General features: G+C 53.1%; 13 protein-coding genes. 6 read left to right on the top strand and 7 right to left on the bottom strand.

Annotated features, from left to right (window positions below; genetic code table 11):
- Positions 1-319: 319 nt before the first annotated feature.
- The 3 genes from FOE74_RS06510 to FOE74_RS06520 all read right to left on the bottom strand — a co-directional run bounded on the left by FOE74_RS06510 (position 320) and on the right by FOE74_RS06520 (position 3,878).
- Positions 320-862, bottom strand: coding sequence for a hypothetical protein (locus tag FOE74_RS06510; RefSeq protein ID WP_149097782.1), 543 nt, complete (start codon positions 860-862; stop codon positions 320-322).
- Positions 863-1,071: 209 nt separating this feature from the next.
- Positions 1,072-2,451, bottom strand: coding sequence for a dihydrolipoamide acetyltransferase family protein (locus FOE74_RS06515; protein WP_149097783.1), 1,380 nt, complete (start codon positions 2,449-2,451; stop codon positions 1,072-1,074).
- A gap of 164 nt (positions 2,452-2,615) precedes the next feature.
- Complete coding sequence (locus FOE74_RS06520) at positions 2,616-3,878, bottom strand: competence/damage-inducible protein A (protein WP_149097784.1); 1,263 nt, start codon at positions 3,876-3,878, stop codon at positions 2,616-2,618.
- Between the two features lie 69 nt (positions 3,879-3,947).
- Between FOE74_RS06520 and FOE74_RS06525 the strand changes: the two genes are divergently transcribed.
- The 3 genes from FOE74_RS06525 (at position 3,948) to FOE74_RS06535 (ending at position 7,066) form a co-directional block, all read left to right on the top strand.
- Positions 3,948-4,691: a DUF4197 domain-containing protein gene (locus FOE74_RS06525; protein ID WP_149097785.1), complete on the top strand. Its 744-nt coding sequence runs from the start codon at positions 3,948-3,950 to the stop codon at positions 4,689-4,691.
- A gap of 386 nt (positions 4,692-5,077) precedes the next feature.
- Entirely contained in the window at positions 5,078-6,358 is a 1,281-nt protein-coding gene (locus FOE74_RS06530) for an erythromycin esterase family protein (RefSeq protein WP_149097786.1), read from the top strand.
- Positions 6,359-6,721: 363 nt separating this feature from the next.
- Entirely contained in the window at positions 6,722-7,066 is a 345-nt protein-coding gene (locus FOE74_RS06535) for an endonuclease domain-containing protein (RefSeq protein WP_149097787.1), read from the top strand.
- Positions 7,067-7,339: 273 nt separating this feature from the next.
- Here the strand turns inward: FOE74_RS06535 and FOE74_RS06540 are convergent, their stop codons facing one another.
- The 4 genes from FOE74_RS06540 to lpxD are packed head-to-tail and all read right to left on the bottom strand — an operon-like array spanning position 7,340 to position 11,207.
- Positions 7,340-7,981 carry an ABC transporter ATP-binding protein gene (locus tag FOE74_RS06540; protein WP_149097788.1) on the bottom strand — a complete coding sequence of 214 codons (642 nt, stop codon included), beginning with the start codon at positions 7,979-7,981 and terminating at the stop codon, positions 7,340-7,342.
- Positions 7,971-8,762, bottom strand: coding sequence for an acyl-ACP--UDP-N-acetylglucosamine O-acyltransferase (gene lpxA / locus FOE74_RS06545; RefSeq protein WP_149097789.1), 792 nt, complete (start codon positions 8,760-8,762; stop codon positions 7,971-7,973). Before lpxA ends, FOE74_RS06540 begins: the two co-directional genes overlap by 11 nt.
- The gene (locus FOE74_RS06550; RefSeq protein ID WP_149097790.1) at positions 8,759-10,153 is read right to left on the bottom strand and encodes a bifunctional UDP-3-O-[3-hydroxymyristoyl] N-acetylglucosamine deacetylase/3-hydroxyacyl-ACP dehydratase; all 1,395 of its coding nucleotides are present in this window, start codon (positions 10,151-10,153) and stop codon (positions 8,759-8,761) included. Before FOE74_RS06550 ends, lpxA begins: the two co-directional genes overlap by 4 nt.
- Positions 10,154-10,184: 31 nt before the next feature.
- Positions 10,185-11,207, bottom strand: coding sequence for a UDP-3-O-(3-hydroxymyristoyl)glucosamine N-acyltransferase (lpxD, locus tag FOE74_RS06555; protein ID WP_149097791.1), 1,023 nt, complete (start codon positions 11,205-11,207; stop codon positions 10,185-10,187).
- Between the two features lie 564 nt (positions 11,208-11,771).
- Between lpxD and FOE74_RS06560 the strand changes: the two genes are divergently transcribed.
- From FOE74_RS06560 to FOE74_RS06570, 3 genes are all read left to right on the top strand, one after another.
- A complete protein-coding gene (locus FOE74_RS06560) occupies positions 11,772-15,914 on the top strand; it encodes a hybrid sensor histidine kinase/response regulator transcription factor (RefSeq protein ID WP_149097792.1) in 4,143 nt (1,380 codons plus the stop codon).
- A gap of 772 nt (positions 15,915-16,686) precedes the next feature.
- Entirely contained in the window at positions 16,687-19,542 is a 2,856-nt protein-coding gene (locus FOE74_RS06565; RefSeq protein ID WP_149097793.1) for a TIM-barrel domain-containing protein, read from the top strand.
- 57 nt (positions 19,543-19,599) lie between these two features.
- Positions 19,600-22,671: a SusC/RagA family TonB-linked outer membrane protein gene (locus FOE74_RS06570; protein WP_149097794.1), complete on the top strand. Its 3,072-nt coding sequence runs from the start codon at positions 19,600-19,602 to the stop codon at positions 22,669-22,671.
- The last annotated feature ends 2 nt before the right edge of the window (positions 22,672-22,673 follow it).

The following is a 22,673-nucleotide window of genomic DNA, read 5'->3' on the forward strand; positions in this document are numbered from 1 at the left end:
TACTCTCACTGCCTTGAGCCGCAAAACAAACAATGGGGCGGATTTACCTAGCAGATAAAGTAGGGACAGGTCGCGACCTGTCCTTACGCATTCCTGGTAAACATGCATTCCTGATCAAATAGCCTGCAGTTACAGCGGACACTTGGGACTATAGCATTCCTCTCATAACTCCCCGTGAATCGCTAGGCTCGCGTTATTCAGAGCACCAGACTGGAATCTCGCGCCAGTTGGGCCAGTTGGTTTTGTTAGACCTGTGAGGTTTTCGAAACCTCACAGGTCTTTCGATTAAAGCCTTTTTTCCAAAACCAGCCCCTAAACCCTACATGGTGTAAGAATCTAACCTGGTCCAGGTGATGGCACCGTTATTTACTGCGTATCTTAAAAGAAGGTAACCGCCGTTGTGCCCGTCTTCAAAGTAGGCCAGGGCGTGACGGTCGTTGAGGATACGCACATCCTGGATGGCCATGGTGCCGCCCATGGTACCGGGGGTGGTCAGCAGGGTTTTCTGTTTGCGCATGAGGTCGTTCATGAGGTCGGCTTCCGGGTTCTTCAAGCCTTTGCGTTTTAACCGCTGAATGTCGCTGTCACTCAACGAGCCTACTTCTTCCTCAAAGGTGGTGGACTCTGGCAAAGGTACTTTCTCTACTGAGTCAGGGCTTTGCAGGGGAGGCTGCACCGATTGGGTGGGCCGGAGCGAATCAATGGGGGCAGGCTGGGTAAACCGGAGCACCTGTTGCTCCAGGCTGTTGATTTTCTCGTTGGCCATGACCAACTGGCTTTCGGCCTGGCTTTGTTTCCAATAGAAGAAAATAGCCAAGAACAACAAAACGGCGATCAACAGCAAAAGAAGGGCATTTTTCATAGCGTGTGTAAAGGGTCAGGAAAGAGAATGACGTGGTAAGATAAGACTTTTACTATGTTCTACAGGTGCGGGTTGTGCCTTTCTGTTTTCTACCGGTTTTTGACAATTCATCCCAAAAACACCTTCCACAAGAAAGCCCTTCCGGTAAGGGAAGGGCTTTCTTGTGGTTAGAGATCATTTTCAAATCTCCCTATTGTCACATCTTCCAATTAGATGCTGGTGTTAGGATCAAACGCTTCCAGGTAATCCGCTACGCGGCGCACGAACATGCCTCCCAGTGAGCCGTCTACCACGCGGTGGTCATAGCTGTGCGACAGGAACATGAACTGCCGGATACCGATCAAATCACCCTCTGGGGTCTCAATCACGGCCGGCTTCTTTTTGATGGCGCCCACGGCCATGATGGCCACTTGCGGCTGCATGATGATAGGCGTGCCCATCACATTCCCGAAGGAGCCTACGTTGGAAACGGTATAAGTAGGGTCAGCTAAGTCAGCGGGGGTGAGTTTGTTGATGCGGGCGCGGTTGGCCAGATCATTCAGGCGCTTGGAGATGCCGTTCAGGTTCATCTGGTCGGCGTTGTGGATCACGGGCACAATCAGGTTCCCGCTAGGCAAGGCCACGGCTACGCCGATGTTGATGTCCCGCTTCTTGATGATCTTGTCGCCGTCTACGCTCACGTTGATCATAGGGAAATCCTTGATGGCTTTCACAATGGCCTCAATGAAGATAGGCGTGAAGGTCAGGTTCTCACCCTCGCGTTTCTTGTAGGCGTCTTTGGTTTTGTTCCGCCAGTTCACAATGTTGGTCACATCTGCCTCCACAAAAGACGTCACGTGCGGGCTAATACGCTTGCTGTCTACCATGCGCTGCGAGATCATCTTGCGCATGCGGTCCATCTCAATGATTTCCACGTTGCCGCTGTAAGACTGGGCCGGAGCAGTAGAAACCTGCGCAGCCGGTGCCACCGGAGCAGCCTGCGGCTGAGGAGCAGGGGCCTGCTGGGCTGGACCTGGAGTGGGGGCCTGTGCAGCCGTCTCTGGCTGAGCGGCCGGAGCGCCACCTGCCTGCCGGTTGGCCACATAATCCAAGATATCCTTTTTAGACACGCGGCCTTCTTTGCCTGTACCCGGAATGTATTCCAGTTCCTGCATGGAAATGCCTTCCTCACGGGCTATGTTCATGACCAGCGGGGAGTAGAACCGGCCAGAGGCTGGCTGCTCCAAGCGTTGCGTGGTCTGCGCCGATGCCTGTGGTTCTTGAGCAGGGTGGGCAGTGGGTTGAGTTTCTGGTTGAGCGGCCGGAGCAGCTTCCTGGGCCGGGGCAGAAGAAGTGGGTTGCTCCTCGCCGCCGGTATTGATGATGGCAATAGGGGCACCTACGGCCACTACCTGGCCTTCCTGTACCAGAATCTCTTTCAAAGTACCCCCTTGTATGGCCGGTACTTCGGTGTCTACTTTGTCGGTGGCTACTTCCAGCACAGATTCGTCTTGCTCAATGGTGTCACCTACTTGCTTTAACCATTTAAGCACGGTGCCTTCCATGATACTTTCGCCCATTTTGGGCATCACCATTTCTACAAGAGCCATATGTATGAGTATGTCAGTTTTAGGTTAAAACAAGGATGTGATTACCCCAGTCAGGCAGGGTACAGGTCTGTACAATGTTACAGAAAAACCGTGAATGATCACTGCTTGACTGCAACTGATTCCTGTGAACCTAACCGTTGTTAGGCAAATTTAGCTTTTTTTGCTTACTCGTCAACCGGGTGTCGCAAACTTTGCCTGATCAGGTCCAGCACCTGCAGGGCAGTGTACTCTATATTGAGCTGCCGGGTTTTGTTGTAGCTGAGCTGGCGGGCTATGGTCTGGTGGGCATCTGCGTAAGCGATCCAGATGGTGCCTACGGGTTTCTCCGGGGTGCCGCCGTCTGGGCCGGCAATGCCGCTCGTGGCAAGGCCGATGTGCGTGTGGAGGCGCTGGCGCACTCCCTGGGCCATGGCCCGCACGGTCTCCTCGCTCACGGCCCCATGTTTGTCCAGGGTTTCTGCCGGCACCCCTAACTGTGCTTTCTTCACCTCATTGCTGTAGGCCACTACGCTGCCCATGAAGTAGGCGGAGCTGCCGGGTACACTGGTCAGCTTATGGGCCACCAGGCCGCCGGTGCAGCTTTCAGCGGTGGAAATGGTGAGGTTCCGTTCTTTCAACAGCTGGCCAATGGCTTCTTCCAGGGTGACTTCGCCGTAGGCAAAGATGTTGTCTGGTAAAAGAATGCTTAGCTGGTGTACCTGTTCCTGCAATTGGGTTTCCAGGTCATGTTGGCCGTCAGAAAAGCCGGTCAGGCGCAGGCGAACCCCCGCCAGATGCGGCAAATAAGCCAATTTCAGGTTGTTCGGCAGGTTGTCTTCCCAAGCAGCGATTCTTTCCGCCAGGAACGATTCGCCCTGGCCAATGGTCTGCACTACTTTGTGGATGATCTGGGGTAATTGGAAATGCTGTTGCAGGTAGGGCAGCACGGTATCGGTCATCATGCGCTTCATCTCAAACGGCACGCCGGGCATAGACACCACCAAAGTGCCCTGTTCCTGGAACAGCATGCCGGGTGCGGTGCCCAGGATGTTCCTCACCGGGGTGCAGCACGCCGGCAAAAAGGCCTGTTGGCGGTTCACCTCCAGCATGGGGCGGTTGTACTTCCGGAAGATATTCTCCACATCCTCCAGGGAGGGCTGGTGCAGTTGTAGTTCAGATTTGAAGTACCGGGTTAGGGTGTGTTTGGTGAGGTCGTCTTTGGTGGGGCCCAGGCCGCCGGTGACCAACACCACCTGGGCCCGCGCCATGGCCTGGGTGAGGGCCTCACAGATAGCGTCTGGGTTGTCTGAGATGCTGGTGATCTGCTTTACCCTGATGCCTATTTTGCCTAGTTCCTGGCCCAGCCACGCGGAGTTGGTGTCAATGACCTGCCCGTACAACAGCTCATCGCCTATGGTCATGATCTCTGCCGATATTTCCTGTTTCATTTTTGGCTTGATTTGTGCGAATGGCCTTTGGACCATCCTTGAACAAAAGTAATACACATGTACGCACGTATGAAGAAACTAGTCTCCCCGGCCATTGTTTTAGGCAGCTTCTTATTTGTAAGCCTCACGTCCTGCACCACCGCTCAGATAGAACAGGCTTTGGGTACTGTGGCGCAGCAAACCGGGCAAACCGGCCAGACTGGTACCCTCACCCAAACGGAAGTTGCGGCGGGGTTGAAGCAGGCTTTGTCACAGGGGGTCACCAAAGGGGCCTCCCAGGCCTCGCAGACCGACGGGTTCTACAAGAATAGCCTCATCCGGATCCCCTTCCCGCCCGACGTGCAGCGCGTGGAGACCACGTTAAGGTCCCTGGGTCTGGGTTCTGAGGTAGACAAGTTCATTCTTACCCTCAACCGCGGGGCCGAGGATGCCGCCAAGAGTGCCGCCCCTATTTTTCTGGGCGCCATCAAGCAGCTCACCTTTAATGATGTCTGGAATATCCTGCGCGGCGAGAAAGATGCGGCCACCCAATTCCTGAAACGGACCACCACCTCGCAACTGACGGCGGCGTTCAGCCCCATCATGAGACAGTCGCTGGACAAGGTGAACGCCACCCGGTATTATACTGAACTGGTGAACCGCTACAACAAGATTCCGTTGGTAAAGAAAGCAGACCCTAATCTGGAGTCTTACGCCACCCAGCGGGCCATTGATGGCTTGTTCACCCTGGTGGCCCAGGAAGAAGCCAACATCCGGGAAAACCCGATAGCCCGCACGACTGAGCTGCTGAAGCGCGTGTTCGGGGCCAGATAGGTTTTAGCATTATGCTCATAAAAAGGGCGGCTGTACTATGTGCGGCCGCCCTTTTTTATGGTAGTTGAGTGAAAGAGCCATTCCCCAATATGGTGGCGCCTGTTCGTCTGGAGGAGAATCTGATAAGATGCCTCAAGGGAAGGAGGAGGTGCCAATGGATGGGCTTTATGGTGAAGGTTGGACCGGGAAAGCCCTTGGTTAGGGCAGAATAATCACACTTAGAAACAGGTGGGCCAAAGGGTAAAGGCAGAATTTTGTTATTCTAAGAACCAGAAAGGGAGCCGGCGGATTATGGGCCTTTTTCTGAAAAAATAGGGCAAAAACGGGCCAACTTTTAAAAGGGAGGAAGGGTAAAAGGCAGGGAGTTCATTTTTGCCTCTTATTCCATGACATATACAAAACTGCCGTACCACCGGCTGGAGAACAAAGCAGATTTAGACGTTCTGCTGGATGATATTGGAGATGCCCGTATTGTAATGCTGGGAGAAGCCTCCCACGGAACTTCAGAATACTATGCCTGGCGCACCGCCATTTCCAAACGCCTCATAGAGGAAAAAGGCTTCACGTTAATTGCGGTGGAAGGAGACTGGCCCGATTGCTACCAAATCAACAAGTTCATACGGGGTTATGGCAAACCGGGCACCAAAGTGTCTGATGTACTCAAGCACTTCAACCGCTGGCCCACCTGGATGTGGGGCAACTGGGAAGTGGCAGCCTTGGTAGAATGGCTCAAGGAAAACAATGACCGGCCCAACACCAATAAAGTGGGCTTCTACGGATTGGACGTTTACAGCCTTTGGGACTCCCTGCAGCAGATCATGAAGTACCTGGAGAAGAAGGATGGCCAAGCGGTGAAAGCCGCCAAGGAAGCCTTCAAATGCTTTGAGCCCTACAGCTCAGACCCGCAGGAATACGCCCGCGCGGTGGCCTACGTCTCTGAAGACTGTGAAAACGAGGTGATCTCTATGCTGCAGGAACTGGGCAAACGTGAACAGGGCGAACCTGCCAATCCTGAGGCCGTCTTTAACGCGGAGCAGAATGCCTTGGTGGCGGTGAACGCGGAGCGCTATTACAAAGCCATGGTACGGGGTGGCGGCAGTTCCTGGAACGTGCGCGACGAGCACATGATGGAAACCCTGAACCGCCTGCTGGAATTCCACGGACCAAACGCCAAAGCCATCATCTGGGAGCACAACACCCACATAGGCGATGCCCGCTTCACAGACATGGCCCGCGCCGGCATGGTAAACATTGGCCAGCTGGCCCGCGAGCAGTATGGGCGCGAGAACGTATACCTGGCTGGTTTCGGGTCATACTCGGGCTCTGTGATTGCCGGCGACTCCTGGGGAGCGCCTATGAAGAAGATGGAAGTACCGCCCGCCCGCGAAGGCTCCTGGGAGCATTGGCTCCACAGCCTGGGTGCCACCGATAAGCTTCTCCTTTCCCGCGAACTGAGGGAAATCAATGAGGTACAGCAGCAGATTGCCCACCGGGCCATTGGCGTGGTCTATGACCCCAACCGCGAAAAGTACGGCAACTACGTGCCCACCATAATCCCAGAGCGCTATGATGCCTTCCTGTACCTGGACGAAACCGAAGCCTTGAGGCCCTTCATTGTTAAAACCAAAGAGAAAGAACCACCAGAAATGTATCCGGCCAACGAGTAAACAATCCAGCTGGTTGGCTGTTCTATAGATGTATCTGCGCCATCTTACTACATATATAGGAAAGCCACCTTCGGGTGGCTTTTTGCCTTTTAGAGGCTGATTTAGAGAAACCAGCCGCAGAATGGCAAAGCAGGAGTTCCCTCTCCCCTGGGAGAGGGGTAGGGTGAGGGGGCGGCGGCGCTCTAGGGGAGACGGCATCAAGGCTGGAACCGTTTCGGACAGGTCGCGACCTGTCCCTACATTTGTTTGTTCTATAGTTACTGCTTTTCTAACTAGAGACTTCTTCCCCTCATCCTAACCTTCTCCCAGAGGGAGAAGGAACTATTGCGTTACTATGGTAAATTACCTTACGTAATGCAATAAATGGACAAAAGGAATTTCAGGAAAGAGTTACGGAGAAACTCCACTGCGGCAGAGGTTATCTTGTGGCAAGGACTGAGAAATAGGAGCCTTGGCAACAGGAAATTCAGAAGGCAGCATTCCCTTGGCAACTTCATTGTAGATTACTTTTGTCTAGAAGAGAAATTGGTCATAGAAGTGGACGGAGGCAGTCACCATAATACCGGTACTCAACTAGCCGATGAGGCCCGCGACCAATGGCTCAAGGAGCAAGGCTTCACCGTTCTCAGGTTTACCAATGAAGAAATTTATCAGAACGTGGAACGGGTCTTATGGGCCATTGAAGATGCTTTTGGGCAGAGAAATTAATTCCATTGCCATTTCCCTTAAGTAAATATTTCACGTTGTTCCTTCTCCCTCAGGGAGAAGGTTAGGATGAGGGGGAAAAGGTTTTCGGTATGATGGATCTTTGCTATGCAACACCAGCTAGCTGAGGGAAATGCGTCTGCCAGATAAAGAGAAGCCTTTAGCCTTGGAGCGAGGCAGCCCCCTCACCCTAGCCCTCTCCCAGGGGGAGAGGGAACTCCTTTTCTGGCAATTTCAGGCCTTTTTGAGAAAATCAGCCTCTAAACGCTGGTTTAGTTAATGCTTTTTCCGTTCCGGGGCTTTGTAGTGGAATTCGTTGATGGGTAGTTGCTCGTCGCAGAAGCTGTATTCATGGGGTACGTTGGAGCCGATGAGGACCAGACGGTTCTGCCGGTTGCGGTCCAGGTGCTCCAGGTACCAGGCCACGCCGGCTTGGTCCAGGTTGGTGGTGGGCTCGTCTAGCAGCAGGAGCGGGGTCTCTGAGTAAAGGGCCAGCCCCAGTTTTAGGCGCTGGCGCATGCCCGAGGAGAAATCCCGTACCAGTTTGTGCCTGGCTGCCTGTAGTTGGAGAAGGTCAGGCAGTTGGGAAGGGGAGATGCCGCGCAAGGGCTTGAAACGGGTGTGGAATTGAATCATCTCCTCCAGTGTGAATTCCTCCAGTAAATCCTGGTAAGGAGCCGCCAGCGAGAGAAAGCGGTACAACTCATCAACGGGAATCTCCTTTCCTCCTGAAGAATAGGAAACTGAGCCTTCAGAGGGTAATTGGAAACCGCTCAGGATGGAAAGCAAAGTGGATTTCCCGGATCCGTTGTGCCCCAGCACGGCGTAGGCCTTGCCAGAAACAAACTCAAAGGACAGATTCCGGAAAATCCACTCGTAATTGAAACGCTTGCCTAAAGAGGAAAGCTTAATCTGCATCTCTTTGATAGCCTTTGATAATACCCCGGCCAGAGTTGCGTACGAAATTCACGATCTCGTCACGCTCTGAGCTGGGAGCCAGGTCAATCTCTATTTTCTCTACCGCCGAGGCCGTGTTCAGGCCGCTCATGAACAGGATGCGGTAGATCTGTTGGATGTCGGTGATTTGCTCATTGGTGAACCCTCTGCGGCGCAAGCCGATGGAGTTCACGCCGGCATAGGACAAAGGCTCACGGGCGGCTTTTATGAACGGAGGCACATCTTTGCGGACCAGCGAACCGCCAGACACCATGGCATGCGCCCCGATGCTCACAAACTGGTGTACCGCTGAGGTACCGCCAATGAACACGTGGTCATGGATCACGATATGCCCGGCCAACTGCACCCCGTTGGCCAGGATTACATTGTCCCCAATGATGCAGTCGTGGGCCACGTGCACGTAGGCCATCACCAGGCAGTTTTTGCCGATGGCGGTGGTGTTCTTATCTAAGGCCGTACCCCTGTTCAACGTCACGCATTCCCTGATGATGGTGTTGTCACCAATAGAGACGGTAGAGGGCTCGCCCTTGTACTTGAGGTCCTGCGGCGGGGCCGAGATCACGGCACCCGGGAAAATCTGGCAGTTCTTGCCAATGCGGGCGCCTTCCATGATGGTGACGTTGGGGCCAATCCAGGTACCTTCGCCAATCTCCACGTTCTTAGAGATGGTGGTGAACGGCTCTACCACCACGTTCGTGGCGATCTTGGCTTCCGGGTGGATGTAAGCTAGGGGCTGGTTCATGCGTCTTTTCTTACGATACTTGCTAACATCTCGGCTTCCATCACTAATTGTCCGGCCACGTAAGCCTGACCTTGCATTCTGGCAATGCCGCGTTTAATAGGCGCCAACAGTTCGCATTTAAAAATAATAGTATCACCGGGTACCACTTTCCGGCGGAAACGGCACTTGTCTACGCCCATAAAGTAAGTCCAGTAGTTCTCAGGGTCTGGCACGGTGCTTAATACGTAGATGCCGCCAGTTTGGGCCATGGCCTCAATCAGGATCACGCCCGGCATGACCGGGTTGCCCGGAAAATGCCCCTGGAAGAAAGACTCGTTCATGGTGACGTTCTTAACGCCCGTCACGGTGGTGGCATCCAGGTGGATGATCTTGTCAATGAGAACGAAGGGATACTGGTGCGGCAACGTCTGCATGATGCGGTTGATGTCCATGACCGGGGTCTTCTTAGGATCATACACCGGTACGTTCTTCACAGACGTTTCCTTGATATATTTCTTGATTTTCTTGGCAAAGGCCACGTTAGACGCATGGCCCGGACGGGCCGCCAGAATCTGGCCTTTCAACGGACGCCCCACCAAGGCCAGGTCACCAATCAGGTCCAGGAGCTTGTGCCGGGCGGGTTCGTTTTTGTAGCGCAGGTCTACATTATTCAGGATTCCTTCCTTCTTCACGGCCACTTTGGGCTTCTTCAAAAGGTCAGAGAGATAATCCAGTTCATTGTCTTCCACCACGCGGTCTACCACTACAATGGCATTGCTCAAGTCGCCCCCTTTGATCAGGTTTTGCTTGTAGAGCATTTCAATCTCGTGCAGGAAGCAGAACGTGCGGCAAGAGGCAATTTCGTCTTTAAACTGGCTCAGGTCTGTCAGGGAGGCGTGCTGGGAACCCAATACCGGAGAGTGATAATCCACCATCACGGTCACGCGGTAGTCATCCAGGGGCAGAATCGCGATCTCGGTCTCACGGGAGCCGTCGCGGAACATGATTTCCTCTGGTACCTCAAAGAAGTTACGCAGGGCATTCTGTTCTTCCAGGCCTACCTCCAGCAGGGGTCTCACAAACAGGATGGAAGAACCGTCCATGATAGGGGGCTCGGGTCCGTCTATCTGGATGAGCACGTTGTCAATCTCTAACCCCACCAAAGCGGCCAGTACGTGCTCCACGGTGTTTACGCGGGCGCCATTCTGCTCAATGGTAGTGCCTCGGGAAAGGTCCACCACATTGTCTACGTCGGCTTCTACTATGGGCTGCTCGGGCAGGTCAATGCGTTGGAATTTATACCCGTGGTTGATAGGAGCAGGCATGAAGGTCATATTTGACACCACCCCCGTATGCAATCCAATCCCAGAGACCGTTACCGGTGCCTTTATGGTATGCTGTTTATCGTTCATGAAGCACTAAATAGGTAAAGAGGGGCTAAAGTTAAAGCTTTTCTCTGAGTTCGTCTACCTGTTTCTGTAACTCGGGTAGTTTCCGGAAGACCGCCATGGCCCTCAGGTTTTGTTTATAGTCAAAAGCGGGGGCGCCCTGTACAAAGGTGCCTTCTTCTTTGATGTTCTTGGAAATGCCTGATTTAGCGCCTACAATGGTTCTGTCTGCAATGCTCACGTGGCCCACCACCCCTACCTGACCGGCAATGGTGCAGTAGTTGCCTACCTTGGAGGAACCTGCAAAAGCAGTTTGGGCAGCTACAACCGTATGTTTGCCAATTTCCACATTATGGGCTACCTGCACCAGGTTGTCTATCTTGGTGCCGGTTCCAATAAGGGTAGAACCCATGGTGGCGCAGTCTACAGTGGTGTTGGCGCCAATGCGCACATGGTCTCCCAGTACCACATTGCCCGTCTGCGGAATAGCTTTGTAGGTGCCGTCTTTCTGCGGCGCAAACCCGAACCCGTCACTCCCGATCACGCAACCGGCATTTAGGGTACAGTGGCTGCCAATCACGGTATCAGGGTAGATTTTCACGCCTGCGTAAATCACGGTGTTATCGCCTATGGTCACGTTGTCACCAATGTAGGCATTGGGGTAAATATGTACGCCCTGGCCAATCTTGCAGTTTTTACCGATATAGGAGAAAGCACCGCGGTAATGCCGCTCCCCAATGGTGGAATTCTCGCCTAAAAAGCAGGGCTCTTCTACGCCTTGGCGGGCGGCGGCCACCGCCTGTTGGTAGACTTCTAACAAGGTGGAGAAAGCCGAATAGGGGTCTTCTACCAGAATCAGGCTGGCGGCCACCGGTGCTTTGAGTTGCAAGGTCTTGGAGACGATCACGGCCGTGGCGCCGGTGGTATAGAGGAAAGGCTCGTATTTCGCGTTAGACAGAAAGGAAAGAGCGCCCGGGGTGCCTTCTTCAATTTTCGCCAATTGGTTGACCGTGGCGTTACCGTCTCCCTGCACCTGGCCCTGGAGTAAATCAGCAATCTGTTGTACCGTGAATTCCATAAGGCAAAGTTAAGGAAACAATTTTTAACGGAGGCATGCCGCCCAGACTCAATCTGCCAGACGAGCCTAGGCTGGGACTGGGGCTCGCTGCCTGGTACGGGGAGGGGTTCGTTTCGACGTTGTTTCCTGAAAAGAACGGTAAAACAGAGGCTTCATTGCTAGCAGTTCTTCTCAGCAATAGGGGCTTTGTGTAATGTCTCTACCAAGGCTTTTCCTGCCTCTCTCCACCAAAAGTCAGAAGCAACGTGCGGTGTCAACTAGTAGAAAAAGCGGTGACAAACTGGCCTGCTGTGTTTGGGGCTACTCTTTGGTTTTTTGCCTTTTTTATAAAATGAGAGTGGTATTCTTGAAGCTGGTTAAGGTTTTTGGAGACACGGCAGGATTATTTTGCGAAATAGGCTACCTTGCGTAGAGATTTTTCAAAACTGCTCCTTAAACGCTACAGAGTAGGGTGAGCCCAGAAGGCCGGTGCCGGTACGCAAGGAAAGGCAGCCCGTAAAAGCAGGCGCCAGGCCACTAAATCAAACGGCGAAGGTATTTCCACAGGTGATTTCAACGTATGTCATGCGCTTTCTTTTAACTATTGCCCTTGCCCTAATCTTGGGAATGAACCAGGAGCAAGCGTTTGCCAATTTGCCAGACCAGCGCCGTTTTCTGCACCTAGATGTAAATAACGGCCTCTCCCATAACCAGGCCAATTGCTTCATGAAAGATCGGCAGGGGTATATCTGGGTAGGTACCTCCTATGGCCTCAACCGGTTTGATGGCTACGGCCTGAAAGTCTATCGGCACAATTCCCGTTCCAAGGCCTCCCTGCGGGACAACAATATCTCCAGGCTTTTTGAAGACCCGGAGGGCAATATCTGGATTGTCTCCCAGAAAGGAATCACAGTCTATTATCCGGGACAAGACCGGTTTAACCGGGAGTATGCCTCCCTTTTGAAGAAGTATTCCCTTCCTCAGGCGCCCGTAGAGAATATTGTGCAGGACAAAACCGGGAACTACTGGTTTTTGCAGACGGGGCAGGGACTTTCAAGATACACCCCTAAAACAAAAACCTCTACCCAGGTGAAAGCTGCTTCGCCTGAGGCTGGCCAGATAAATTCTATTGCCTTTAGCAGGAAGGGTGACCTTTGGGTGCTGTTTGCCTCTGGATTGCTGGAAAAACTAAACCCGCAGACGTTGCAGGTGGAAGCCCGGGAAACCGGCTTACAAAAGAAGTTCAAAGGACGGGCCATGGGGTATGCCTTCACCATTGACCGCGATGATGAGCTTTGGCTTTATTCCCTTTATGAGAGCATTGGCGCTTTCCTTTATTCTCCGGCCTTGAAAACGTTCAGGCAGTTTCATGAGAATTCGGCGCAGGCCCGGCTCAATTCTAATTTGGTGCGTGGGATAGTGGAAAACGAAGACGGAACCCTATGGTTGGCCACTGACCACGGGGGCATCAACATTGTGAGTAAAAAGGACTTTTCGGTGCAGTACGTCCTGAACTACCCTGAAGTGAAGAACAGCCTCTCGCACAACAGCCTTATCTCTATCTACAAAGACCGCGAAGGCATCATCTGGCTGGGTACCTATAAAAAAGGCGTCAATTACTACCACAAGAACCTGCTCCGTTTCCAGCACCACCAGAACCAGTTGCTGGTGAAGGGAAGCCTGCCCTATGATGACATTAACCGCTTTGTGGAAGACCGCCAGGGAAATCTATGGATGGGCACCAACGGGGGTGGCCTGCTGTACTGGAACCGCGCCACCGGTCAATATACCCGGTACCAGCATAACCCCCAAGACCCGGCCAGTCTCAGCAGCAACGTGATTGTCAGCCTGCTCCTGGACAAAGAACAGAACCTGTGGATTGGCACGTACCTGGGTGGGCTGAACAAATTTGATGGCAAACGCTTCACCCGCTTCGGCCGGCAGACGCAGAACGGGGTGGTTTTAGGCGATGACAATATCTGGGAGCTGTTCCAGGACCACCAGGGCCGGTTATGGGTGGGCACCATGCGGGAAGGCTTACAGCAATTCAATCCTGCCTCGGGGGCGTTTCAGTCTTTCCGCCGCACGGCTACCAGGCCCGGAACCACCACCGCGTATGTGGCGGCCATTGCCCAAGACCAGCAAGGCAACCTGTGGATAGGCGGAGACTTAGGCGTAGAGGTACTGCATGTGGCGTCTAATAAGGTGGTGCATTTTCAAAATGACCCGGAAAACCCTGAAAGCCTGAGCAGCAACGGCATCATCAGTATCTTCAGAGACAGCCGGCAGAACATGTGGGTAGGCACCACCGAAGGCCTGAACCTCTATGATCTTAAGAGCAACTCGTTCAGGTTATTCACCAAAGAAAACGGGCTGGCAGACAACATCATCCTGAACATTCTGGAAGACCGGCACCATGACCTGTGGGTGAGTACCCCCAGCGGCATCTCAAAGCTGGAGATCAGCGGCCGGTCGGCCCGCGAAATCTCCTTTGTCACCCGCACCTATGATGAGTTTGATGGGTTGCAGGGCAAGGCCTTCAATGAAAACGCCGCCTATCTGACCAGAAAAGGGGAGCTGGTGTTTGGCGGTCCCAACGGGTTCAATCTTTTTCAGCCTGATAACTTATCCACCAACCAGGAAGTGCCCTCCATTGTGTTTACTGACTTTCAGCTGTTCAGTAAAAGCCTGAAGGTGGGCGAGAAGGTAGATGGCCGGGTAATCCTTGATCAGGCGCTGTCCAATACCCGGCAGATCACGCTCCAGCATGACCAGAACATGTTCACCGTTGAGTTTGCCGCCCTTAACTTCTTCCATTCAGAGAAAAACCGGTACCAGTACAAGCTGGAAGGCTTTGATAAGGAGTGGCATACAACTGACGCGAATAACCGCCGCATTACCTACACTAACTTAGACCCTGGCCGTTACCAGCTCCAGGTAAGGGCCGCCAACAATGACGGCGTCTGGAACAAGAAGGGCATCAGCCTGGCGATTGAAGTGGAGGTGCCTTTCTGGCGCACTGATGGGGCTTATGTGGCCTACGTGCTGTTGGCCTTCCTGCTGCTGCTGCTGGTGCGCCAGGTAGAGCAACAGAAAGCCAAGGCCAGATTTGAGCTGGAGCGGGAGCGCCACCAGGTAAAGCACGTGAGGGAGCTGCACCTCATGAAAATAAAGTTCTTTACCAACATCAGCCATGAGTTCAGGACACCGCTTACCTTGATTCTGGCGCCCCTGGAGCGTCTGCTGGCGACTACCCAGGAGCCAGAGCAGCAAAAGCAATTCCAGATGATCAACCGCAACGCCAAACGCCTGCTGCACCTGGTCAATCAACTGCTGGATTTCAGAAAGCTGGAGGTGGAAGAAGTGGCTTTCACGCCCTCCCATGGCAACATCATCAAATTCATCAAAGAAGCGGTGTATTCTTTCTCAGACCTCTCTGAGAAAAACAACGTCCGGCTCTCCTTTGAATCCGGCACCCAGGAACTGCACACGGTCTTTGACATGGACAAATTGGGCAAGATCCTGTTCAACCTGCTTTCCAACGCCTTCAAATTCACGCCGGAGGACGGTACCATCAAAGTAGAGGTGAACTGCCAGGCGAATGACTCAGCCGCCCCCAAACTACATTTGCTGGAGATCAAGGTTTCTGACACAGGCATAGGCATTTCCCCGGAAAACCAGGAGAAGATCTTTGACCGGTTCTTCCGCGAAGACGTGCCCAATAACCTGGTGAACCAAGGCAGTGGCATTGGCTTATGCCTTACTAAGGAGTTCGTCAAGATCCACGGCGGGCTTATTGGGGTGCAGAGCGAGCCAGGAAAAGGCAGTTGTTTCACGGTGACCTTGCCTGTCCAGGTAACCGGGGCGGTGGTGGAGACCACAGAAGGGGAAGAGGCTATCTTGGTGGCCCAAGAGACAGAAGTGGTAAAACGTGCCCCCGTAGAAGCCCAGGAACACCCGCTGGTAGTGTTGCTGGTGGAAGACAGCGAAGATTTCAGGGCCTACCTCAAAGACAACCTGAGCACGCATTTTCAGGTGCTGGAAGGCAAAAACGGGAAAGAAGGCTGGCAGAAGGCCCTTTCCTGCAGGCCAGACCTGATTGTGAGTGACCTTATGATGCCAGAGCTGAACGGCATAGATTTCTGCAAGAAGATCAAGGCTGATGCCCGCACCTCGCACATCCCGTTTATCTTGCTCACGGCCCAAACCTCTGAGGAGCAGAAATTAAAAGGCCTGGGTATTGGGGCGAATGATTACATCACCAAGCCGTTCAACTTTGAGTTGCTGCTCTCGCGCATGTCTAACCTTATCACGCAATGCCAGCTGCTGCAGAAAACCTATGAACGGAAAATAAGTGTCCAGACCAGTGCCATAGATATTGTCTCCTTAGATGATAAGCTTATCCAGCGGGCCATTGCGCTGGTAGAACGAAACATAGACAGTACAGAGTTCTCCGTGGAGCTAATGAGCAAAGAGCTGGGCATGAGCCGCGTGTACCTCTACAAAAAGATTGTCGCCCTCACGGGCCAGTCACCCGTGGAGTTCATCCGGAAAATCAGATTAGAGCGGGCCACGCAGCTCCTGGAGAAAAGCCAGTTGACAGTAGCGGAGGTGGCCTACGCTGTTGGCTTCAACAACCCCCGTTACTTCTCTAAATACTTCAAAGAGCAGTATGGCATGTTGCCCTCGGTCTATGCAGAGAGCCGGCAGTCAATACCTATAACCTAGAAGTTGCTTCCTGGAGCCCGCCTGGTTTTAGCCTCGTTTTCTATAAATGAGGCTAAAACCAGGCGGGCTTTTTTCCCTCCTGTTAAAAAGGACATCAGCCCTCTCTTGAAAAGCTCTTGGTTGATGCTCCAACCTGTTCTGGCATTTGTGCCAAACCCACGCGTCCTGCGTCACCGGGTGAACCCAGTCACCTTAACTTACTTATTCTTCTGCCTTCTTTTTCAAGGGAGCGAACGGCGCTCAAAATGGAGCTGCCGTGCCGCTGCCCTTTTGGGATTTGCCCGCACTGGCCAAAAGGTATAGGGCGGTTGCCCCTCAAAACCTCTCTGCTTTTGCGGTTCCCCTAAGAAACAAGGCCAAAAATCCAAGCTGAAACCAACAGCCAGGCACCACTGCCTCTGGAAGGCCGCCAGGGTTCACAATCTGGCAAAAGGCAGGGTGAGTCGCCTTGGTTTCTTGTATTTGCCGCTCAAGCAAGAGTCTGCGTTGTGGCCGCCCTCCGTTTCAAGGCTGTTTCCAAGAAAATAGCCCTGAAACGGAGGACAGTCTTAGTCTTGTTAACATTTTGTAAAAATAAACCGGTCAATTTGGGTAAAAAATGCGGTTTTTTCATTTGTTAACGGATCCATCATACTTAGGAAACATTTGATACACATGCCCTCCTGAGGCTCTCCTTACCTTCAACCTGTCAATTTCTGGGCCTCGGCGACGCTTGTAACCAAGCCAGGGCCTCTACCAGAAAGCACCCAAACCACCCTTACGTTACTGTCTAATGAAGATTAGAAACACCCTTTGTTTGGCCCTTGTCGCCACGCTTTTTTCCTTCCAGCAACCGGGAGGGAAAAAGTACCAGAAGCTGAAAGACGGGGTTCTTGTGAAACTGGAGAAGCCAGCCAGCGGAGACCCGCAGTATGTGAAGTTGCGCGTAGTGACTGATAACATCATCCAGGTATCGGCTACCCCGGTAGAGAAATTCTCCCCTGAGCCCAGTTTGATGGTACTGGAAAATCAGAGAGGCAAAACCGACTGGAAGTTCCAGGAGAAAGGGGAGACGCTGGTGTTGAATACCAAAGACCTGCGGGTAGAAGTAGGTGCCGCTACCGGCGCTGTTTCCTTCTTTGACAAGAACGGTAAGTTGCTGTTGCAGGAGAGTAACCAGGGCCGCCAAGCCTTTACACCGGTCACCTTGGGCCAAGAACAAAGCTACCGGCTGCAGAAGGCGTTCGCGGTAGACAAAGACGAAGCGTTTTACGGCTTAGGCCAGCACCAGACCGGACTCATGAACTACCGTGGCTGGCAGATTGACCTTACCCAATATAACTCGGTGGCAGTGGTGCCGTTTCTGGTGTCCAGCAAAAACTACGGCATTCTCTGGGACAACAACTCCATTACCAAGTTCGGTGATGTGCGGCCGTACCAGCCCCTTTCCAAGCTGAGACTGTACGGCAAAGACCAGAAGCCCGGCGGCCTTACCGCTACCTATGCTTTTGATAAAAAGACCGGGAAAACGCCCATTACCCGACAGGAATCTGAGATCAGCTATGAGTTTCTGCAAGACCAGAAGCGTTTCCCTGCCGGTTATGCGTTAGAGGGCGGCCTCATGACTTGGGAAGGTTTCCTGGAGTCAGACGCCACCGGCGAACACCGTTTTGAGATGCCCTCCAGTGGGTACGTAAAAGTCTGGATAGACAACAAACTGCTCCTGGACCGCTGGCGCGAAGCCTGGAACCCGGGCCTGTCGGTGTTCAAGGCACCTTTGCAGAAAGGCAAGAAGCACACCTTCAAGATGGAATGGAACCCAGACGGCGGGGTGTCTTACCTGGCCCTGCGGTATTTGTCGCCTATTCCGGCCCAGGACCAAAACAAGATCGCGTTCGCTTCTGAGGCCGGGGATAAAATGGATTACTACTTTGTGTACGGCCAGAACCTGGACGGCGTGGTGGGCGGCTACCGCCACTTGACCGGTGCGGCGCAGGTGATGCCCAAATGGGCCATGGGCTTCTGGCAGAGCCGCGAGCGCTACAAAACCCAGGAGGAACTGCTGGGGGTGGTGAGGGAATTCAGGAAGCGCCAGATTCCCCTGGACAACATTGTGCAGGACTGGTCTTACTGGAAAGAAGACCAGTGGGGAAGCCAGGAATTTGATGAAACCCGTTTCCCAGACCCCCAAGGCATGGTCAAAGAGGTGCACGCCCACAATGCCAAGATCATGATTTCCACCTGGCCCAAGTTCTATGAAGGAATTGACGCCTACAAACAGTTTGACCAGAAAGGCCTGCTCTACAAAACCAGCATCAACGAACAGATCAGAGACTGGATTGGCAAAGGGTACGTGTCTACCTTCTATGACGCCTTTCACCCCGAAGGCCGCAATATGTTCTGGGACCTTATCAACCAGAAGCTCTATAAGATGGGCATTGACGCCTGGTGGCAAGATGCCTCTGAACCAGACATCCTATCCAACTCCTCTATTGCGCACCGCAAGGCGCTCATGAACCCCACGTACCTCGGCTCCGCCGAAAAATACTTCAATGCCTATGTACTGCAACACAACAAAGGCATTTATGAAGGCCAGCGGGGCACCAACCCCAATGACCGCGTGTTCATTTTAACCCGATCCGCCTTTGGAGGGTTGCAGCGCTACGGAGCCGCCACCTGGAGCGGTGACATTGCCTCTACTTTTGAGGAGATGGGCCGCCAGATTCCCGCCGGGTTAAACTTTTCCTTGTCTGGCTTGCCGTACTGGACCACTGATATTGGCGGCTTCTTCGTGGAGAACAAATATGACCGGGGCCCCATGACCCCGGAGGCTCAGGAAGAGTGGCGTGAATTGAACACCCGCTGGTACCAGTACGGCACGTTTACGCCCCTGTACCGCGCGCACGGGCAATACCCGTTCCGGGAAGTCTACAACATCGCCCCTGAAAACCACAAGGCGTACCAGTCCATTGTGTACTACAACAAGCTGCGCTACCGCCTCATGCCATACATCTATTCTTTAACCGGGCAGGTGTACCACCAGAACGCCACCATCATGCGCCCCTTGGTCATGGACTTTGGGACAGATAAAAACGTGCTCAACATAGGAGACCAGTTCATGTTTGGGCCAAGCTTGCTGGTAAACCCGGTTTACGCCAAAAACGCCACCAAGCGCCGCCTTTACCTGCCCGCCAATACAGGGTGGTACAACCTCTATGACGGTACTTACCAGCAAGGTGGTCGGCAGATTGAGGCAGATGCCCCGTATGAGCGCATGCCCCTGTTCGTGAAAGAAGGCTCTATTCTGCCGTTTGGCCCAGAACTGCAATACACCACTGAGAAGCCGGCTGAGACCATCACCTTGTATGTCTATGGCGGCAAAGACGCTTCTTTTGAGCTGTATGAAGACGAGAACACGAACTATAACTACGAGAAAGGCAAGTTCGCCACCATTCCCATCACCTACAATGAGGCCAAGAAAACGGTAACGATAGGCAAGCGCCAGGGCGAATTTGACGGCATGCTGAGGAACCGAACCTTCCAGGTGGTGTACGTGCAGCCAACCAAGGCAAAACCCCTGCAATATGATGCCAAACCAGACGCTACTATTGCTTACTCAGGGAGTGAGAAAAGCCTGAAACTCAATTAACCGTGATCCCTTCCTATTTACGGGCTCTTTTTGTGTAAAGCACTTTAAACCATATCTATGAGAAAATACCTACTGCTTATCTGGCTGCTCTGTTTCTGCGGAATAGCTTTCGCCCAGCAGACCGTCAAGGGTCGGATCACGGCTCAGGAAGACGGCTCCGCCATCATTGGGGCTACCGTTAGTGTGAAAGGCAACGCTACCCTGGCCACCGGCACAGACGCCAACGGGAATTACCAGTTGAACCTCCCTACCGGCCAGGAAACCCTGGTGGTTACCTACATTGGTTACGTAACCCAGGAAGTAGCTGTCAACGGCCGGTCGCAGGTAGACCTCGTCTTGCGTACCGATGCCAAAGCCCTGGAAGAAGTAGTGGTGGTAGGGTACGGCGTGCAGCAGAAAAAGCTGGTGACCGGTGCCACCGTGCAGGTGAAAGGGGAAGACCTGCAGAAACAGAGCACGACAGATCCGTTGCAGGCTTTGCAGGGGCAGGCTCCTGGCGTGCAGATCACCTCCACCTCCGGGCAACCGGGCGAAGGCATGCGGGTGGTGATCAGGGGACTGGGTACCGTAGGCAACGCCGGGCCGCTTTATGTGGTGGATGGCGTTTTAACGGGAGATATCTCTTACCTGAACCCCGCTGACATCCAATCCATTGACGTGCTGAAAGATGCGGCCTCTGCCGCCATTTACGGGTCACAGGCCGCCAATGGGGTGGTCTTGGTGACCACGCGGCAAGGCAAATCCGGGCAGCCGGCCCAGATTACCTTTGACACGTATTTCGGGGTGCAGAACGTGGGCAGAAAAGTAGACCTGCTCAACGCCCGGGAATACGCCATCCTCAGAAACGAGGCCTTGGTGAATTCAGGAGAAACGCTCCGGTTCACGAATGAAGAAGTGGCGGCCTTGGGTGAGGGAACTGACTGGTTAGACCGGTTGCTGGTGAAAGATGCCCTTACGCAAAACTATTCTTTGGGCGCGCAGGGCGGGTCAGAAACCTCCACTTTCTCCACGGCTTTGTCCTACACCAACCAGGAAGGAATTGTGGGGGGAAAGGATTTCTCCAATTATGAACGCTACAATTTCAGAATCAACACAGAGCACAGTTTCTACCAAAACAAGGTGAAACTGGGCCAGCACCTCACTTTTGCCTACACCAACAACCAGGGCATCAGGGTAGGGAACCAATATGACAATACCCTCCGGAACGCGTTCAACACCAGCCCTCTGCTGGGGGTAGAGGTAATAGACAACAGCGCCTCTACCTGGTATAACGGCGAAGCCAACCCGTATTACCAAATGGTGTTCAACAACCAGAACAAAAGAAACCACCAACGGTTGCTGGGCGATGTCTACCTGCAGGTAGAGCCCATAAAGAACTTGAAGGTCAGGACTAGCCTAGGAATGGATTATTACGCGAATGAAAGCCGCGGCTACACCCCCTTGTACACCCTTTCCATCTATTCCTTCAATGACTCGGTTACCTACGTGAACCAGTCCATGGGCAAAGGCAGATCCCTTATCTGGGACAACCTGGTTACGTATAATTTCAAGGCGGCAGAAGACCATAACGTGGAAGTGATGGTGGGTTCTTCAGCATTCCAGCGAGATGGCTCTTCTTTCTATGGCAGTAACGCCAACCTAGTGATAGGGGACCTGGAGCACGCCTGGTTGGCGAATGCCACCAATAAAACCGGGGCTCCTTACATGTCGGTGACTGGTGAGCCTTCTCCGGCCGACCGGAGAATGTCTTACTTCGGCCGTTTTAACTATAACTTCAAGGAAACCTACCTGTTAAACGCCACTTTCAGGGCAGATGGCTCTTCCCGTTTCTTTGAGAGTAACCGTTGGGGGTATTTCCCTTCTGTCTCAGTGGGTTGGGTAGTCAGCAATGAAAGCTTCATGGAAAACACCCTTCCCTGGATGGATTACTTTAAGCTGCGCGCCAGCTGGGGGCAGGTGGGGAACCAGAACATAAACTTCTTTCAGTACCTGGCTCCGGTCACGTTTGAAAACACCAACTACATTTTTGGCCCGGAAGAAGGCGGGAAAGCATTGGTGTCTGGGGCGTATCCAAGCCGATTGGGCAATCCAGACCTGATCTGGGAAACCTCTGAGCAAACCAACCTGGGCTTTGATGCCAACCTGATGAACGGGAAAATGGCCGTTACCTTTGACTGGTACAAGAAAACCACCAAAGACTGGCTTCTTGAGGCACCCATCCTGGCTACGGCAGGGGCCAGGCCTCCTTTCATCAACGGCGGAAACGTGAAAAACTCCGGCGTGGAACTGGGAATCACCTTTAATGATAACATTGGTGCGTTCAACTACTCTGTTGGGGTGAACGGTGCCTACAATAAAAACAGAGTAGGGAAGATCCCAACCGCAGACGGTATCATCCACGGCGACAAAAACGTGTTGTTTGATAACTCGCTGGAGTTCTACAGAGCCCAGAACGGCTACCCGATCGGATACTTCTGGGGATTGAAGACCAATGGCATCTTCCAGACGGAAGCAGAGGTAGCCGCGTACCGGAACGCCCAGGAAAAAGTTATTCAGCCCAACGCCCAGCCCGGTGACGTGCGCTATGTGGATGTGAACGGAGACGGCACCATTGATAACTTAGACAGGGCCAATATAGGGAATCCTAACCCAGATGTGACGTTTGGGGTAACGCTGTCTGCCAACTACAAAGGGTTTGATTTCTCCATGCTAGCATCGGGCGTAGCCGGAAACCAGATTGTGCAGTCTTACCGCAACCAGGCCAACCAGTACGCCAACTATACCAGCGCCATGTTGGACCGCTGGCACGGGCCGGGGTCTTCCACCACCATGCCCCGGGTCACCACAGACAACCGGAACTGGACCAACTTCTCTGATCTGTATTTGCATGACGGTGATTTCCTGAGGATCAGCAATGTCACCCTTGGCTATGACCTGGGGCGCCTGGTGCCAAAGAGCTTCATAAACCAGGTGAGAATATATGCCTCTGTGCAGAACCTGTACACCTTCACTACCTATGAAGGCATGGACCCCGAGATAGGGTATAGCAATGGGTTCGCCTCTGGGATTGATCTTGGGTATTACCCGCGGCCCAGAACCATGTTAGTAGGAGCCAATATCAAATTCTAACC

It is taken from the genome of Rufibacter glacialis (assembly GCF_008271745.1).
GTDB classification, from domain to species: Bacteria; Bacteroidota; Bacteroidia; order Cytophagales; family Hymenobacteraceae; genus Nibribacter; species Nibribacter glacialis.

Excerpts from the sequence above, each read along its gene's own strand:
- lpxD (WP_149097791.1), bottom strand. The coding sequence starts at position 11,207 with ATGGAATTCACGGTACAACAGATTGCTGATTTACTCCAGGGCCAGGTG.
- FOE74_RS06530 (WP_149097786.1), top strand. The coding sequence starts at position 5,078 with ATGACATATACAAAACTGCCGTACCACCGGCTGGAGAACAAAGCAGAT.
- FOE74_RS06525 (WP_149097785.1), top strand. The coding sequence starts at position 3,948 with ATGAAGAAACTAGTCTCCCCGGCCATTGTTTTAGGCAGCTTCTTATTT.
- FOE74_RS06540 (WP_149097788.1), bottom strand. The coding sequence starts at position 7,981 with ATGCAGATTAAGCTTTCCTCTTTAGGCAAGCGTTTCAATTACGAGTGG.
- FOE74_RS06535 (WP_149097787.1), top strand. The coding sequence starts at position 6,722 with ATGGACAAAAGGAATTTCAGGAAAGAGTTACGGAGAAACTCCACTGCG.
- FOE74_RS06515 (WP_149097783.1), bottom strand. The coding sequence starts at position 2,451 with ATGGCTCTTGTAGAAATGGTGATGCCCAAAATGGGCGAAAGTATCATG.
- FOE74_RS06565 (WP_149097793.1), top strand. The coding sequence starts at position 16,687 with ATGAAGATTAGAAACACCCTTTGTTTGGCCCTTGTCGCCACGCTTTTT.
- FOE74_RS06560 (WP_149097792.1), top strand. The coding sequence starts at position 11,772 with ATGCGCTTTCTTTTAACTATTGCCCTTGCCCTAATCTTGGGAATGAAC.
- FOE74_RS06570 (WP_149097794.1), top strand. The coding sequence starts at position 19,600 with ATGAGAAAATACCTACTGCTTATCTGGCTGCTCTGTTTCTGCGGAATA.
- FOE74_RS06550 (WP_149097790.1), bottom strand. The coding sequence starts at position 10,153 with ATGAACGATAAACAGCATACCATAAAGGCACCGGTAACGGTCTCTGGG.
- FOE74_RS06520 (WP_149097784.1), bottom strand. The coding sequence starts at position 3,878 with ATGAAACAGGAAATATCGGCAGAGATCATGACCATAGGCGATGAGCTG.
- FOE74_RS06510 (WP_149097782.1), bottom strand. The coding sequence starts at position 862 with ATGAAAAATGCCCTTCTTTTGCTGTTGATCGCCGTTTTGTTGTTCTTG.
- lpxA (WP_149097789.1), bottom strand. The coding sequence starts at position 8,762 with ATGAACCAGCCCCTAGCTTACATCCACCCGGAAGCCAAGATCGCCACG.